13 protein-coding genes are annotated in these 17165 nt (G+C 47.9%); 5 read left to right on the forward strand and 8 right to left on the reverse strand.

From position 1 onward, the window contains the following. Nucleotides 1-26: 26 nt before the first annotated feature. The 3 genes from hrpB to CEQ32_RS13000 all read right to left on the reverse strand — a co-directional run bounded on the left by hrpB (nucleotide 27) and on the right by CEQ32_RS13000 (nucleotide 7103). Nucleotides 27-2534 carry an ATP-dependent helicase HrpB gene (gene hrpB, locus CEQ32_RS12990; protein WP_088586168.1) on the reverse strand — a complete coding sequence of 836 codons (2508 nt, stop codon included), beginning with the start codon at nucleotides 2532-2534 and terminating at the stop codon, nucleotides 27-29. A 169-nt stretch (nucleotides 2535-2703) separates the two neighbouring features. Further along, complete coding sequence (locus CEQ32_RS12995) at nucleotides 2704-4710, reverse strand: TonB-dependent copper receptor (protein ID WP_088586169.1); 2007 nt, start codon at nucleotides 4708-4710, stop codon at nucleotides 2704-2706. Between the two features lie 206 nt (nucleotides 4711-4916). Next, nucleotides 4917-7103, reverse strand: a complete 2187-nt coding sequence (locus tag CEQ32_RS13000; protein WP_055648512.1) for a putative bifunctional diguanylate cyclase/phosphodiesterase — start codon at nucleotides 7101-7103, stop codon at nucleotides 4917-4919. Nucleotides 7104-7274: 171 nt separating this feature from the next. Here CEQ32_RS13000 and thpR point away from each other — a divergent pair, with 171 nt between their 5' ends. After that, nucleotides 7275-7850 carry an RNA 2',3'-cyclic phosphodiesterase gene (gene thpR / locus CEQ32_RS13005; RefSeq protein WP_088586170.1) on the forward strand — a complete coding sequence of 192 codons (576 nt, stop codon included), beginning with the start codon at nucleotides 7275-7277 and terminating at the stop codon, nucleotides 7848-7850. Between the two features lie 68 nt (nucleotides 7851-7918). Here thpR and CEQ32_RS13010 read toward each other — a convergent pair whose 3' ends face one another. Next, nucleotides 7919-8698, reverse strand: a complete 780-nt coding sequence (locus CEQ32_RS13010) for a tetratricopeptide repeat protein (RefSeq protein WP_037414147.1) — start codon at nucleotides 8696-8698, stop codon at nucleotides 7919-7921. 421 nt (nucleotides 8699-9119) lie between these two features. On the opposite strand from CEQ32_RS13010, the gene crp reads away from it, so the two are divergent. The 4 genes from crp to CEQ32_RS13030 all read left to right on the forward strand — a co-directional run bounded on the left by crp (nucleotide 9120) and on the right by CEQ32_RS13030 (nucleotide 12165). Then, nucleotides 9120-9755 (forward strand): cAMP-activated global transcriptional regulator CRP, encoded by a 636-nt coding sequence (crp, locus tag CEQ32_RS13015; protein ID WP_011070954.1) that lies wholly within the window; start codon nucleotides 9120-9122, stop codon nucleotides 9753-9755. 82 nt (nucleotides 9756-9837) lie between these two features. Continuing rightward, nucleotides 9838-10185, forward strand: coding sequence for a PepSY domain-containing protein (locus tag CEQ32_RS13020; protein WP_037414150.1), 348 nt, complete (start codon nucleotides 9838-9840; stop codon nucleotides 10183-10185). Further along, the gene (locus tag CEQ32_RS13025; RefSeq protein WP_037414152.1) at nucleotides 10166-10840 is read left to right on the forward strand and encodes a response regulator transcription factor; all 675 of its coding nucleotides are present in this window, start codon (nucleotides 10166-10168) and stop codon (nucleotides 10838-10840) included. Before CEQ32_RS13020 ends, CEQ32_RS13025 begins: the two co-directional genes overlap by 20 nt. Continuing rightward, nucleotides 10837-12165, forward strand: a complete 1329-nt coding sequence (locus CEQ32_RS13030) for an ATP-binding protein (protein ID WP_037427010.1) — start codon at nucleotides 10837-10839, stop codon at nucleotides 12163-12165. The genes CEQ32_RS13025 and CEQ32_RS13030 overlap by 4 nt, the downstream gene beginning before the upstream one ends. A gap of 144 nt (nucleotides 12166-12309) precedes the next feature. Here CEQ32_RS13030 and CEQ32_RS13035 read toward each other — a convergent pair whose 3' ends face one another. From CEQ32_RS13035 to CEQ32_RS13050, 4 genes are all read right to left on the reverse strand, one after another. Beyond that, the gene (locus CEQ32_RS13035; protein WP_088586171.1) at nucleotides 12310-13113 is read right to left on the reverse strand and encodes a DUF1338 domain-containing protein; all 804 of its coding nucleotides are present in this window, start codon (nucleotides 13111-13113) and stop codon (nucleotides 12310-12312) included. Nucleotides 13114-13277: 164 nt separating this feature from the next. Then, nucleotides 13278-14741 (reverse strand): succinylglutamate-semialdehyde dehydrogenase, encoded by a 1464-nt coding sequence (gene astD / locus CEQ32_RS13040; RefSeq protein ID WP_088586172.1) that lies wholly within the window; start codon nucleotides 14739-14741, stop codon nucleotides 13278-13280. A gap of 9 nt (nucleotides 14742-14750) precedes the next feature. After that, nucleotides 14751-15770 (reverse strand): arginine N-succinyltransferase, encoded by a 1020-nt coding sequence (astA, locus tag CEQ32_RS13045; RefSeq protein ID WP_037414161.1) that lies wholly within the window; start codon nucleotides 15768-15770, stop codon nucleotides 14751-14753. 125 nt (nucleotides 15771-15895) lie between these two features. Further along, nucleotides 15896-17113, reverse strand: a complete 1218-nt coding sequence (locus CEQ32_RS13050; RefSeq protein WP_088586173.1) for an aspartate aminotransferase family protein — start codon at nucleotides 17111-17113, stop codon at nucleotides 15896-15898. Nucleotides 17114-17165: the final 52 nt, after the last annotated feature.

Consider the following 17165-nt stretch of genomic DNA (forward strand, 5'->3'; position numbering starts at 1 on the left):
GGTTGTAAATCAAGGCAGTCTAAAGGCTATGACTGAGATAAACCTAAGGTTTTTTTCTTGGTATATTTTGTCGGTAGCGTATTGGCAGGGTCGTCCGGCCACAGGTGTTTAGGGTAACGCCCACGCATTTCTTTTTTCACTTCAACATAGGGCCCTTGCCAAAAACTGGCGAGATCTGCCGTCAGTGCCAAAGGGCGCTGCGCCGGAGACAGCAGCTCCATCGTCACCTTCAGCTTACCTTGGGCTAGTAGCGGGCTGTCAGCCATACCAAAGGTTTCCTGCAAGCGAACCCGCAGTAAGGCGCGACCCGAAGTCTCGTAAACTATGGGCGCGAAAGTGCCCGTGGCTAAAGGCCATGAGGTCGGCAACAGTGCATCAAGCGCCTGCTGCTGCGACCAACTCAATTGATTCATCACTAAACTAAAGCAATCGAGTTTTTGTAATTGCGGCAGATTATTCACATTTTCAAGGTAAGGCGCCAGCCATGTTTCAAGGTTTGCCAGCAGCGCGGCATCGCTCATATCCGGCCAATCAGCATTCGGATCTAACTCACGCGCTAAATGCAATCGCGCTTGAAACTGCGCTAAGTTATCGTGCCAATTAAGAATTTGTAAGCCTTGCTGACGGATATAACTCACTAATGCCGCCACAATTTGCGCCCGATTAGGGTTAGCAATCGTCTCGGATTTCAGTAATATCTGCCCGACTTTTGCTTGCCGCTCAGCAACAGCGCGACCTTTGGTTTCATCCCAACCGCACTGCTCATGAGTATCAACTAAGTCGGCTAACTCATGATCAAATAGGCTCGGTTGTAACGGGCAAGCTAAATAGACCCGCCCAGCATTTTTACCTTCGGTTTCTTGAAAATCAGCCACCACCAACCAAGGCGTTTGCGCTAAGGCATCTTCAGCGTTGAGCACCACACCCGTGCCATTGGCCAATTGATAACCCTCGACACCGCGGGATTTGGCGATGCGATCGGGATAAGCCTGCGCCAACAGTAAACCGACATCCTGATGATGCGCATGGGAGGCGATGGCCACTAAATCGGCCTGAGTGAATTGCTTATCTAGCGCCAGCTTTTTAAGCCATTGTTTGGCCTGCTGCCCGGCACTGCCTTGGGTGGCAAAATGCAAGTAATTCATGATATCTGCGCCTTTGCGTGGCAATCCCCGCGCCTCTAAAATACCCGCGAGCAAGCAGGCCAAGGCCGCAAGTTCTGTAGAATGGGACTTAGCAGCTAATAACATGTGCGCGAGGCGCGGATGACAGCCCAGCTCATAGGCGGCTTTGCCGTGCGCAGTGAGTTTGTTTTGCCCATCGACCACGCCTAAGCGCTGCAGCAGTTGCCACGCCAGCGCTTCGTTCACGCTCGGCGGCGCTGTCAATAACAGCAAATCGCTGAAGGATTTAGCGCCCCAATAGGCACAGTCATGGGCCATTGAGACTAAATCGGCTTGGCTGATTTCGGGCTCATCGGCTTTGAGCAGACGTTGATGCTCTTCTTGGCCCCATAATCGAATACACACGCCCACCGCTAAACGGCCAGCGCGGCCAGCTCGTTGGGTTGCCGAGGCTTGGCTAATACGTTTAAGGCTTAAGCGCGTAACCCCCGTTTTAGGGTTAAAACTCGCTTGGCGTTTATAGCCACTATCGATAACCAGCCCAATGCCTTCAATGGTGAGGCTCGACTCGGCAACGTTGGTGGAGAGCACTATTTTACGCCTGCCACTTGCGTCTGCCTTAATCGCCCTATCCTGTTCCTGCGCGGACAACTCGCCATAAAGCGGACAAATTGCCACACGGCTACCATCGAGGCGCTCCGCCAAATACTGCGCCACCCTGAGGATTTCCGCCTTACCGGGTAAAAACACCAGTATATCCTGCGGGCCGTTATCACCTACGGATGTCGCGGCATCGAGCACAACGCGGCTCAGATGGTCGAGCCAATGCTGCTGGCCCGCGACTGCACGGTAGATGATTTCAACCGGAAAACTGCGCCCCTCACTCTTAAGCAGGGCTGCGTTTGGCATTAACTCACTGAGCGCAAGGCCAGATAAGGTTGCCGACATGGCGAGGATTTTTAAGTCATCCCGCAGTGAGCTTTGCACTTCAAGAGCCAAGGCTAAACCAAGATCTGTGGTCAAATGTCGCTCGTGGATCTCATCGAAAATGATCATATCGATCCCCGTCAATTCAGGATCTTGCTGGATCATTCGGGTTAATATCCCTTCGGTAACGATCTCAAGCCGAGTCTCACCACTGACCTTGGCCTCGCCACGCACCCTAAAACCGACCTCTTGCCCTACCGCCTGTTGCCGACAATTGGCAATAAATTGCGCCACACTGCGAGCGGCCACACGTCGAGGTTCCAGCATTAAAATCCGCCCAGAAACCTCAGCCCAATCCAAGATGGCTAAAGGCAATGCGGTAGATTTACCCGCGCCTGTGGGTGCCTCGAGGATCACTTGGGCATGCGTTGCAAAGGCATCACGCAGAGATGGCAGTAAGGAATGAATAGGTAGATTGTTCAATGCAACAGTATCAACAGGGAAAAATGATGTGGCAGTTTAACATAGGCCTTTGGCAGTGTCCCTCCCGCAGCCTCGGCTTTGATACGTCGCAGTTTGGCATTGGCTTGCTAAAAATAGCATCGCCCCGACAGCAAGGCTCTCGGGGCGCTAATAGCACAAATAAGCCGAGTTAGAACTGATAGGTCAGCTTAGCCCAGAGATTACGCCCCGGCTCATTAACCCTAAACATGGCCTCACTGCCAGGCAGATCATTACCCGTACCTGCCTTACTCACATGCTCTGCGTAGGTTGCATCAAACAGGTTTTCGACACCAAAGATAAAGGATAAATCCTTGCTGTATGACCAAGAAGCATTGAGTGCCAAGGTACCAAACCCACTACTTGGGCCTAAGTCTTGGCCCACAATATTGCCGTGACCTAAGGTATAACGATCCTGCGATGCAACTAGCCGCCACTGCGCCGCCATTGTCCAAGCTTGCCATTGATAATTAACAATTAATCTTGCCTCTAACGGCGATATTTGCCCAAGTGCGACCTTGTCGGTATCGTTTTCACCTTGGGTATAACTTAAGGTAAGTTGAGTCGACCACTGCTCATTAAGCGCATAGTCTAGGCTTGCTTCGCCACCAAATAAGCTGGCATCGATATTACGGGCTACCCTAGTGTTGCTGGTCGAATCAATCAAAATATAGTCATTAATCTCACCATAAAAGAGTGACACTGACGCTTCTACCGGACCTTGGTAAATCCAGCCTATATCAAATTGATTGGTCGTTTCAGCCTTAAGATCAAAGGCTTTTTGTGCGTGATTATCGGCACTAGCCTTCATGATCTCCCAATAGTCTGGCACGCGCTGCGCCGAGCCAAATCCAGCATAGTATTGATGAGCATCGAGTTGATATTCATAACGCACATAACCGCTGTAGAGGGTATCCTCCCGCTCACCCTGCTGGGCGATTAACAATTCGCTATCCCAGCGATCAACTCTCAGTCCTGCGTGCAAACTACTGTTACCTGAACCTTGGTTATCAAAGCCGTAACGGGATTCGGCAAACAGGCCATAGTTTTTATAGCGCATATCTTCCTTAAACGGCTTATTGAGTAAGTCGTCTAAACCAACATCTCCCATTGCCATGCTGCGGCCATCATGCGCGCTAGACATATAATCCAGCCCTAGTGTTAATTCGAGGCCATCGAGCGGGGTTAAATCAAACCAAAGATGACCACCGTCGGTCATCCGACGCACATTCGAGCCAGAATTCACCCCTTCATCAAATCGGTCCATAATATGGTCGTTCTTATTGCTAAAGGCTTGTAACTCGACTGCGGCCAGCCAGGTCGACTCAAACTCATGTTGTATGAGCACCGCCGCATCACGGTTATCAATTTGGCGAGCCTTATTTAATCTGTCGGCATACTCTGCCTCACCGCTCGACTCACCGTAAGCTAACTCCACAACGGTACGCTCAGTAGGTGTCCAACCTAGGGCAAGATTGGCGTTTTGGCGGTCATAACTGGATTGCACCTTATTGCCATTGCCGTCCTGATAATGATCACTACTCGATTGATTAATATCAAAATCAAGGTAGTAATTTTTATCCCCTGCACTCAACTCCACCATGGCATCTCGTCTATCGAAACTGCCACCCGTCGCACTGGCACGCCCTTCAAGATCCGCTTGATTAAAACGATGGCGGTTTTTCTCAAACAGAATTGTGCCCGCGGTGCCGACAGGGCCATATTTCACCGTCTGCGGGCCTTTAATAACCGTTATCTGATCGTAAGTTTCGGGATAAATATAATTGGTTGGCGGATCCATACGTCCACCACAGGCACCATACACATGCTGGCCATCATCAACGATGTTTAAGCGCGAACCACCTAAGCCACGAAACATCGGATCGCCGCCAGAGCCGCCTTTACGGGTGATATTAAATCCCGGAATCGTGCGTAAAAACCCTGAGCCATCATAGGCGGGTAATGGCAATCGATTTTGTTTGGGATCACTCACTAAGTGTACTGGCTGACGCATCACATCAGCGGTAACCAGCAGATAATCTTTACATTTTTGGTCATCACCACAGTCGGTCGCCTCTGTAGACCAGCCCAACTGAGGCAAAGTGGAGCCTAAAATACTCGCTAAAATTAGCGCTAATTTGATCGGTTGATATGGCACAAATTTCCCCTACATATTGTTTTTAATGATTTTTGTGGGGGTATTGTTATGACTGGTGATATAAGTGCAATCAAAACTCAGCTTGGCGCGACAATCTGTCGCAGCCTAAGTTGCATGGGCTCACATTAAGGTAAATATTGATAAATGAGTCACTTACAAATTAAGAATTGCAGAAGTATAAAAACTCACATGAAGGATAACTGCCGTTACAGCAGCCAAGGCTCGGCCAATCCAGAGGTTAATGTTAGCAATGGCGCGGGTTTATTAATCGCATAACCTTGAGCATAATCCACTCCTAAGCTCTTTAATTTTAAACCAATTTCTGTCGATTCAACAAACTCGGCTACCACATCAAATCCCATATCTTGTCCGAGCTGACAGATGGCTTTGATGATTGCTTGATCCGCATCATCGTCACACAGATTGATAACAAACTGACCATCGATTTTGACGTAATCCACATTTAAACGTTTGAGATAAGCAAAACTTGAAAATCCCGCACCAAAGTCATCCAGCGCGAGCTGGCAATTTAATGGCCTAAGCACTTCAATCAATTTAGTTGCTTGATCTAATTGGCTTACGGCGGCGGTTTCGGTGATCTCAATGCAGAGTTTATCCACCAACTCAGGTTCAGTCATTAGCCGCATTTCAAGCCAATTCATAAACTCGCTATCACCCAAAGACGTCGCCGAAAGGTTGACGGATACCAGCCCCAATTGCTGCCAAATCGCTAAATGGCTACTCCCCCACTTCAGCAGATTATCAATGACCCACAAGTCTACTTTGGCGGCCAAGTTATAGCGCTCAGCGGCAGGTAGGAAAATTGCTGGCGAAACAATGTTGCCATTGGGCTGCACCATACGGAGCAGCACTTCTAAATGTAATCCTGGCTCTTCGCAATTTAGTGGTGCAATACTTTGAAAATAAAGCTCAAATTGATTTAACGCGAGGGCACTAACAATATCTACCGAGGCCATCATTTCAGTGTAAAGACGGGTCATTTTAGGATCTTTAGCACTGTATAAATGCCAGCCATTTCGCCCCTTATCTTTGGCGAGTCGACAGGCCGCATCAGCATGGCTCATCACGGTATAAATATCAGAGGCCGACCTATCGAACTTAGCTATCCCCATACTGACGCTGACATTGTGGCAGCGGTTTTCCCAGATAAATTCGTGAGTTGCTAACTGAGTACAAATCCGCTTAGCAATATGCTGCGCCGAATCCACATTGCAGTAATGCATTAAAATACCGAACTCATCACCACCAAGCCGAGCAACAATATCGCCCTTGCGCACCAGTTGTTTAAGCCGCAATGTTAACTGGCACAGTAACTTATCCCCCGCTTGATGACCGCTAACATTGTTGATTACTTGAAATTGATCGACATCGATAAAGGCTACACAGGTTGGCATATCATCTTTGCTATGCAGCAAATTATCGAGTAATGCCTCAAAGTGCAGCCGATTGGGCAATCCGGTAAGAGCATCATAGTTAGCATGAAAAGAGAGCTCATCGGCCAGCCGATACTTTTCACTCACATCTTCGGCAATCATAACCAGGGTGTCCTTATCACCGTGGATCTGACTAAAACTGAGCCTTAACCACTCTAATTGATGCAGCGATTTAAGCGGCAATTCGCACCAAGCTTGTCCTAATACGCCTTCACGCACCATATGCAACGTATCGGAGAGCATCGCGTGCTCTTCATCTCGCACCATGCTGAATAAATCGTATCCATGCTGCACTGGCAAGGTTTGCAGCGCCACTTTGTTCAACATCGTCAGTTGATTTTGTTTATCGAGCAAAGCACAAGCCAAGGGTAATTGGTTAAAGACTTCGCGATATTTGTTTTCACTCGCTAACATATCATGGGCGATACGGGTCAGCTCCATCGCCGAACCAATCATCACAGCCGCATGTTGAAACTCCTGAATAAATTCCTCAGTCCACTCACAGCATTCGGAGCAATTTACCGCCCCAAGGGCAATACGGGTTTCTCCAAATACGACGGGGGGTAACACCAGTAGACTTTTGACATCCCAATCCCGTAACAATGCCCGCTCCGCTTGAGCTTCTGGCGGTAATGTATTCACATCGGGTAGATTCAGCAGCTTGGGGTTTCTCACAAGGGAGCGAAAAAAAGGCATACGCGCGAGCGGCCAAACGCGAGTCTGCTGGCCCTGGCTAAATTGCGGTTTTAAATACAAATTACGGGTGCGTAAATGGTCGAGGGATAAACTCCCCGTTAGCACAAACACCCCATCACAGTGCAACTGAAGTGTAATCGCCTCTAATGCTCTATCAACATTTTGCTCTAGGGTTTCTAGCGGCGTTTCGCTAAAAATCGTCACTAATGCCTGTTGGAGTGAATTTGCTAAACCATCTGACATGAAAAGGGATTTCCTTACCTACAATTCCATTTAAGGTATTATTGCTACACTTCCCAGAAACAAATTCAAGTCATCGAAAGCCGATGATGAATAATGACCACGGGCCTTTCTGTATTACCAAACAAAAGCATAGCTTATGTTTGGCATTTGAGCAGGTAGCGGAGATAAAGAGTGTTACAACGACTATTTCTTGGATTCGCCCTTAATGAGACTCAACGCATGCAACTGCTGCAATTGCAGCAATGCTTAGCACAACAGTTAACGCCCCATGCAAAACCCGTAAGCAAAGCGAATTTTCATCTCACCCTCGCTTTTTTAGGCTTAGCCCATCAGTCTCAAAAGACGCAACTGCTCGAAGCCGTTGATAAACTGCATCGGCCACGATTTACTGTACAACTGGATAAGCTCGCCGTTTGGCCCAAGGCACAGGTATGTTGTTTAAAGGGAGATAGGGTTAGCCCTGCGTTGGCGTTATTGGCATCGCAGGCGCAAGATTTAGCGCAGCAGTTGCAATTGCATCAGAGCGAACATCCATTTCGACCGCATGTCAGCTTGTTTAGAAAAGCCAAGTCATTGAGCACCTTTGATAACGAGCTTCCCCTCAAGGATCTAGCGAATACACCGATAACTGCATTCACGCTCGCTCCCGAGCAGCTTCATTTGTACCTTTCGTCAAGCGGTAATCGTGGGGTGGAATATCACATCTTACATTCTTGGCCGCTCGAACAGCCTGAATCCGCCCAATAAATAAAACGCCAGAAACAATCAGCCCGAGCATAGCCCGGGCTGATAAAGATAATAAAACACTAACGGGTTTAATCGAGCAAACGCAGTGTCTCACGGTAGGCGCGTTTCTGCTCATAGCTATGTAAACGCTGCTTAAATTCATCGGTTTTAGTCGCTTCAGCCGTCATCTTCAAAGCTGCAATCGCTTTTTGTTGCGTCGAAACGGCTGCGCCAAAATCGCCCACTTCCGCATAGGCCGCGGCCAAGTTATCGAGATTAGTGGGATCATTTTCGTTGACCTTAAGGAGCTGTAGAGATAACTGAAGCGCTTTATTGCCATCACGGTATTCGGCCTCTGGGCAAGTTGCGAGAATCCAAGCCACATTGCCAAGGGCAATATCATCGCCAACACGGGAAAATTGCTCTACCGCTTTGCCGCAATTGCGCTTAACGCCATCACCACCCGAAGCGTAAATAAAGCCTAAACGGAACTGTGCCCAACGGTTACCTCGCTCGCCCATATCCTTATACCAACGCTCGGCCACAGCTAAGTCTCGTTTAATCAATTGGCCTTCAAAAGAGAGATCCGCCAAAGTTTGCTGCGCCTTTTCGTGTTGTTGCTCGGCGGCGAGAGTTATCCAGTGCAGTCCTGATGGCACTTCTTGCTGCACATAACGTCCAGAGAGAAACATCAGTCCCAGTAAAAATTGCGCATCGGCATCACCTTGTTCCGCCTGAACTTGAATATGCACAAATTTACTCGCCGCAATTTCATTTGCGGGCTGCGGGATAGAAAATGCGTATGCAGCAGAACTTAATCCAACGGATAAAGTCAATCCTGCACCGAAAACCCATTGTCTGTATTTCACGTGGTAACCTCTTCGAAAAACAACCGCGTCCCCAAGTTAGCCAGAATTAACCCTATAAGTCGAGTCTAAATAGGTTCAATTGACCTTAAATAAAGGGAAAAATCACCGCTGATTTTTAAATTGCTCGACTCACCATGTCAGGCCACTAAGGTTTACGATTATTTTACTCACAAAAAACCCTTAAAAGCCTTTATAAGATGTGATTAACTCTACAGAGTTAAGTGAATCCAGTGAGTTTGACACCGATTTAGTTGACTAATATCACTAAAGTAGCAAAATAAGCTCTAATTTTAGTTGGTTAATTGCATTTATTCACTCATTCTAAACTAAGATGTCCATCAAGTTTTTATGGGTGTAATTGACGTAAAATGCTTATTTAGAATATTCTTACTTTCGTTTTAATCAATCGAGGAACATCGACATGGCTCTGATTGGTAAGCCAAAACCGGACCCAACTTTGGAATGGTTTTTATCACACTGTCACATTCATAAGTATCCCGCTAAAAGCACCTTGATCCATGCTGGTGAAGACTCAGATACCCTTTATTACATCGTAAAAGGTTCTGTTGCGGTATTGATTAAAGATGAAGAAGGTAAGGAAATGATCCTATCTTATCTTAATCAAGGCGACTTTATCGGTGAGTTAGGATTGTTCGAAGAACAAGCTGAACGTACTGCTTGGGTTCGTGCAAAACAAGCATGTGAAATTGCTGAAATCTCTTACAAGAAGTTCAAGCAATTAATCCAAGTTAACCCCGAAATTCTGATGAAGCTTTCGGCTCAAATGGCATACCGCCTACAGAGCACTAGCCAGAAAGTCGGTAATTTAGCATTCCTCGATGTGGCAGGCCGTATTGCCCAAACATTGTTGCATTTAGCAAAACAACCTGATGCCATGACTCACCCAGACGGCATGCAAATTAAGATCACTCGCCAAGAAATTGGTCAGATCGTTGGTTGTTCCCGCGAAACTGTGGGTCGTATCTTAAAGATGCTTGAAGAACAAAATCTCATTCAAGCACACGGTAAAACCATTGTGGTATATGGCACCCGTTAAGTTAGACTTCAGCTTGATTTAAGCCTGTTTCATTAAAGTGGCCTAGCATAAAATCTAGGCCATTTTTTATTGGGGAGCATAAATGAAACGGCTGTTATTTATCTGTTTTTTCAGTCTGTTTACGCTGGTGCATCCAACAATAATTAACGCCGAACCGATTGAATTAGAACATTATCAAGCCAAGGCTTTAGTCAACTCTGGGCAAATTCTATCACTCAATGGCACCCTAGCCGTGGTCAATCAATTCTGCCAAGGTGAACTAATTGACGCACATCTCTATCAAGAAGATCATAAATGGCGCTATGATTTGCAAATCAAAGTGCAACGCGGCCAAATAGTGAATCTGAGTATTGATGCCACCAACGGTCAACTTGAACACTCCACCGCACTACCGAGCGAATGTCGAAAACATGAAACTGCTACTCGTTGAAGATAATCCGATGTTGGTCTCCGAACTGGAGAAACAACTCAAACAGGCTGGCTACGTTACCGATATTACTGACAAAGCGGTTGAAGCCGATTACCTCGTTAAAGAAACCCAATACGATTGCGTGATCTTAGATATTGGTCTCCCCGATGGCAATGGGCTGGAATTACTCGAAGGCTGGCGTAATCAAGGCATTAGCACTCCTGTTATTATGTTAACCGCCCGCAGCCAATGGCATGAAAAGGTCGAAGGTTTCAATGCCGGTGCCGATGATTATTTAGGAAAACCCTTCCACGCACAGGAGTTATTAGCGCGTATCCAAGCGCTTATTCATCGCGCCCATGGCCGTTTAAATAATTCCAGCAAGCAACTTAGCTATGGCGGCGTCACCTTAGATGAAGCCGAACAAACCGTCAGCGTTGGCGAGCATTTATATGAATTGACTGCCATGGAATTCAGGCTGTTAAAAATCTTCCTCATGTCACCTAAGAAGCTGTTATCTAAGGCTCAACTGACGGACAAGCTCTATCAGTTTGACGACGAGAAAGAGAGTAATGTGGTTGAAGTTTACGTGACTCATCTGCGCAAAAAACTCGGTAAAACTGCGATAGAAACCCGCCGCGGCCAAGGTTATATCTTCCACGGCGTGACTGCATGATCTCGATTCGCACTAAGCTCAGTTTATGGTTAACGGGCTTATTGGTATTAGGCACAGTGGTTGGACTCGTATTATTTGAGTCCATGCTGCGCCAAGCGTTTCACGACTCGATTATCAATCGCTTAGAAGAAGATTTAGAACACATTATGCTGGCAACCCATTTCAATAATGGGGAAATCCACATCGATCAGAGCCAACTGTCGAGCTTCTACCGCCCCGCCTATTCGGGGCGTTATTTCCAGCTAAACCTGCCCAATGAAGTGATCCGCTCCCGCTCCCTGTGGGATATGCAGCTCGATATCGAACCTTTAGCGCCAAACCAGACCCGTGTCTGGCAGGCAAAGGGACCTAAAAATAATGATATGCAGTTGTTATCTCTTGGATTAAATTCCAGCAGTGCCAATGTGACCGCTACGCTTACTGTCGCACAAGATTTGAGTATTGGTCGGCGGGTATTTAGTGAAGTCTACGGCACTAAGCTTGGGGTTAACCTCGCCATGTTAGTGGCCATGATCGCGGGTATATTCCTGATCCTGCGCCAATCCTTTAAACCCGTTAAACAGATCCAACATGCACTGTCACGCCTACAAGAAGGCGAGATTAACGCCTTAGAGCTGAATAACATTCCGCCCGAAGTGCAACCGCTGGCGAAGACCTACAACGAGTTATTGGAATACACCGCCAAGCAAATAGAACGTAGCCGCAATAACTTAGGCAACTTAAGCCATGGGCTCAAAACCCCACTGGCAGTGATGCAGCAACAGGTAGAAGCCTTGGGGCTAAAAGATCCCGATACAGCCATGGCGTTGCAACAGCAACTCGACGCTATCCATAAAATGGTCGAGCGTAAGCTTGCGGCGGCGCGGATCACCGGTGATATGTTACCTGCCGCCCAGTTAGTGGTGCCGAGGGATCTTCACAGCCTCGCCAATACCCTTAACAAAGTGCACAGAAGCAAAAACATCAACTGCGACTTTGAGCTCGATCCTAGTATCCAACGCCTGCCTATTCATAGGGAAGATGGTATGGAGCTCTTAGGGAATCTGCTCGATAACGCCTTTAAATGGGCGGGTAGCCAAGTCACGGTAAAACTGTGGAAGGCGCAAAACAAACTCTGCCTTAGCATCGATGATGATGGCCCAGGTGTTGCTGACGACGAACTCGATAAACTCACCCAAAGGGGCACGCGCCTTGATGAATCCGTCATGGGTCATGGCCTAGGGTTATCGATAGTGAAAGAAATTGCCGAGCAATATGGCATTGAACTTAAGTTTAAACACAGCAGCCACTTATCTGGCCTCAGTATTGAACTAGTCTTTGGCTAACGAGTGCTTAGCTAAGCGTGCTTAGCGAACATGTGTTGAGCTAACTATTGTTGTCCTAGCTATTTGCTCTAAGTGCCACCCATAAAAAACGCCATCAATTGATGGCGTTTTTGTTTGAGATTAAGTCAGCAACAACCTAATTCATTAGGCTTTTTTCGCGTTGGTGCTCTCAAAAATCTTATCGGCTGATGCGGCCACGAATCCCGTATACAGCTCACCATTCGCCTTTGGATAACGCAGGGCAAACTCATAAAAGCAGCTTGGGATCTCAACCGTTGCATCGCTAAATGCCACAGCGATTTTATCGGCCATAGTCGATGATTGCTCCAGTAACACCTCTGGTGAACCTTTGATTTCGCCACCTGAGCTATTGAGCACAAAGCCCGCTTGCTTAAGCGCCTCATTCACAGATTCTAATGTCTCGAAGCCCTCAAGGTGGTTGATAGAGACTGTAAAATGATTGGCGCGGTAGCCAAAGGCTGCGACCCAAGCCGCATATTCACTCTCTTCGAGCAGCGTCTCGTAGGTTTTAGCATCCAGCGTCCAATGACGACCCGAATAGATAAAGTTATCCGCTTTCGTCGCTTGCTCATCCACTTGGGCAATTAAGCTTTGGATAGTGCTTTGCAGTGCTGGGCTAAACTCTTCGACCAATAGCTCAGAAATAAACACCTTAGGCTGAGTCGCATCTGGATGTTCAAAATGCTTTGCTACCAGTTTTTTCTGTTCAAACTTATAGTCACCGCAGGCCACATAACCTAAAGAAGTAAAGTGCTCTGCTAATACGGCTAAATTCACCTTAGCGATGTTAAAAGTACGCAGAGCGATATGGTCGTTGATAATCGGCTTGCCGTGTCCAAGTAGCTCGTGCACCTTGGCCGCAGATGGGGTCATTTGAATATAGTCTTGCCAGAGGGCGGCAAATAACGCATTGATATCTGTGTGCATAAAAACTCCTTTTATTGTGCTGCGACTATAGTGAGTATTGTTTTGCCGCTCGCACTCAATGTAACGACCCTAGCCACTTGCTGCACAACGGCGCTCAGTAGCAGCCCAAGTAACGTTACTGCTTGTGATGAAAAAGGAAGAACCTAGGTTCTTCCTCAATGATGTCACTCTAAACTTAACCCTGGGCTTAAACTTGCGGGTAAGCTCACCGCATCCGCCTCAACGGAGGCAACGGGATAAGCACAGTAGTCGGCGGCATAAAATGCACTCGCCCTGTGGTTACCCGAAGCACCTACGCCACCAAAGGGCGCAGCACCCGAGGCACCAGTGATCTGCTTGTTCCAGTTCACAATCCCCGCACGAATGCGGGCAAGGAAATACTCATAATCATCACGGCTATCGGCCAAGATACCCGCAGATAAGCCATAACGGGTTTGGTTAGCCAGCTTAATCGCTTGGTCAAAATCGCTGTAGCGCACTAATTGCAGCAGTGGTCCAAAGTATTCCTCATCGGGTAACTCGCTCACCGCAGTGACATCGATAAGCCCGGGTGAGACTAAGCCTGTTCCAGCTTGCAGGTGAGTGAGTTCAACCAGTGACACGCCGCCTAAGTTCTGCAAGTTAGCCTGCGCCGCCACCATACCTTTCGCTGCGCCTTCGGAAATCATTGAGCCCATAAATGGTTGTGGCTGCGCGTTCCAAGGACCGACTTTAATCTGCTTCACCGCTTCAACCAGCTTGGCGACCAAGGCATCGCCCTGCTCGCCTTGCTCAACATAGAGCCTGCGGGCACAGGTACAACGCTGGCCTGATGAAATATAGGCCGATTGCAGAATATCGTGCACCGCCGCTTTAATATCGGCGACGCCTTTAATAATCAGCGGGTTATTACCGCCCATTTCTAAGGCGAGGATCTTACCCGGATGACCCGCATATTGCTGGTGCAACAGGTGACCAGTGCGAGAGCTACCAGTAAAGAATAGGCCGTCGAGTTGTGGGTGCGACGCCAGCGCTTTACCCGTATCGACTTCACCTTGGACTAAGTTGATTACACCCGCGGGCAGACCCGCTTTTTCCCAGAGAGAGACCATTAACTCGGCCACTTTAGGCGTCAATTCAGAGGGCTTAAACACCACGGTATTGCCCGCAAGCAATGCTGGCACTATATGACCATTGGGTAAATGCCCAGGGAAGTTATAGGGCCCAAACACAGCAACCACACCGTGAGGCTTATGGCGTAGCACGGCGCGCCCTGCTGGCGTGTCATTGGCTTCAGTGCCGGTGCGCTTGTTATAAGCCGTTGCCGACAGGCCAATCTTACCAATCATGGCAGCAACTTCTGTCGCCGTTTCCCACTGGGGTTTACCGGTTTCCTGAGCGATCGTTTCGGCTAATTCGGCTTTGTTCGCTTCGAGTTGGCTACGATAAGCTTCAACTATCTTTAGACGCGCATCAAAACCTAACATAAACCAATCGAACTGAGCTTCACGGGCGGCATCGACGGCAGCGTTGACTTGATCGGCTGTCGCCGTTTGGCCGCGCCAAATAATTTCGCCATTTGCTGGGTTGCTAGAGGTCACATCATGACCCTTGCCAGCGTGCCACTGGCCTTTAATAAAATGTGTCATTTGCTATTCCTACATTGCCAAAATACGGATTTGATCGCCTTTTGCGAGTAACAAACCTTCGGCGAGTTCTGGGCTAATTACCACCTGCTCAGCTTTATCATCAACGCAGAGATAAGCTGCGGTCGCTCTGTAATTGGCTAATTGAGTGTTAGAGATAATAAATTGCTTATCGGATTCTGGCATATCACCAATTTCGACCGTCAGTAGACGGCTTTCACGCACAGCACGAATATCGGTTAAACGGCACTCGACCGTTGGGCCACCATCGAAAATATCCACATAACCGCGGCATCTAAAACCTTCGGCCTGCAGCAAGCTTAGGGCCGGACGCGTATTAGTGTGTACTTCGCCGATCACTTTTTGCGCTTCTTCTGGCAGCAGGCAAACATACACAGGGTTACGGGGCATCATCTCCGCCATAAAGGCTTTTTTACCTAAGCCAGACAGGTAGTCAGCTTGAATAAAATCAATGCCTAAAAAGTTTTTTTGCAACCAACCATAGAAGGGAGAATGACCATCTGCATCACTCACACCACGCATTTCAGCAATCACAGTTTCGCCAAAGCGTTTGGCATGCTGCGCCAAAAACAGAAAACGGCTGCGGGATAACATGCGGCCATTATTCCCCTTACGATAAGGCTCCCGTAAAAACAGGGTACAAAGCTCAGCGGCGCCGGTGTAATCGTGACAAAGGGTTAAGGTTTCCACCTCGTTGCGAACTTCAATTTGCTCAGAATGGTACACCTCAGTTCCGAGGCGATAATGGTAGAAGGCATCTTCCATACCGACTGCGGCTTCAATCGCGCAGGTGCCGACCACTTCACGGGTCGCGGTATCCTCGAGCACCATTAAGTAACCTTCATCAAAGGGCTTATCGACAACTTTGGCAAAAGAGGCTTCAGCACGGGCAATTTTATGCCGAAGCAAATCGGCATTGACTGGCAATGAGGTAAAACCATGACCAGACTCTTCGGCAATTTGGTATAGAGATTCAAAGTCGCCAGCCCGAATAGGACGTATGATTAACATCTTAGTGTCTCCTCACTTAAGCTTGCAGTGCACCAATGCGCCTATCTTCAAAAGACAGGAATGATATCTGCAAGAATTCCCTGACAAAAAAGGAGTGCGAATAAAATTCAGCACTCCTTTGGTCCTTAGGCAGCGGCGATGCTCGCCACGGCACGTTCAAAACGTGCCAGACCTTCTGCAATATCTGCCTCAGGGATCACCAGTGAAGGTGCAAAACGAACTACGTTGGCCCCCGCCATCAGGCTCATTAAGCCTTCAGCAACAGATGCCACTAAAAAGTCACGTGAACGACCTTGATATTGTTCATTAAGAACCGCCCCTAACAGTAAGCCTTTACCGCGAACTTCAGAGAAAACGTGATATTTTTCATTAATTTTGTTCAAGCCATCGCGTAATAATTGCTCGCGATGTTTCACACCATTCAAGACTTCTGGCGTGTTAACCACATCTAATACCGCGTTGCCGATAGCACAAGCTAATGGATTACCACCATAGGTTGAACCGTGAGTCCCCACTTTTAGGTGCTCAGCAATTTCCGCAGTAGTCAGCATAGCTGCAATAGGGAAACCACCGCCAAGTGCTTTAGCCGTGGTAAGAATATCCGGCACTATGTCGGTGCCCATGTAAGCATAAAGTTCACCCGTACGGCCAACACCAGTTTGTACTTCGTCGAAAATCACCAGTGCATTGTGTTTATTAGCCAGTTCACGCACCGCTTTGAGGAACGCAGGATCAGCATTAATAATACCGCCCTCACCTTGCAGCGGCTCAAGCATGATGGCGCAGGTTTTATCCGATACGGCCGCTTCTAATGCCGCAACATCGTTATAAGGTAAGTGGGTAATGCTTTGCGGTTTTGGACCAAAACCATCGGAATAGGCCGCTTGACCACCAACGCTCACGGTGAAGAAAGTACGGCCGTGGAAGGCTTTATCGAAGGCGATGATTTCATCTTTCTCTACGCCGTATTTTTCTAAAGCATAACGACGGGCTAATTTCAGTGCCGCTTCGTTGGCTTCGGCGCCAGAGTTGGCAAAATAGACACGCTCAGCAAATGTGCTATTGACTAACTTAGTGGCCAGCTCGAGTGCAGGCTCGTTGGTCATGACGTTAGACAGATGCCATAATTTTTCGCCTTGGTTTTTTAAGGCATTCACTAAGGCAGGATGACAGTGACCTAAGCAATTTACCGCGATACCGCCAGCAAAATCGATAAATTCGTTACCCTCTTGATCCCATACACGGCTGCCTTCGCCACGTACTGGGATCACGGCAGCAGGCGCATAGTTAGGCACCATAACCGCATCAAACTGGGCACGATTCAACTTCATATCAACGCTCATTCTTCTTCATCCTTTGTTTAAATGTAACGGCATCGGGAGCCGTCTGAGTCCC

The organism is Shewanella sp. FDAARGOS_354 (assembly GCF_002209245.2).
Taxonomy (GTDB): domain Bacteria; phylum Pseudomonadota; class Gammaproteobacteria; order Enterobacterales; family Shewanellaceae; genus Shewanella; species Shewanella xiamenensis.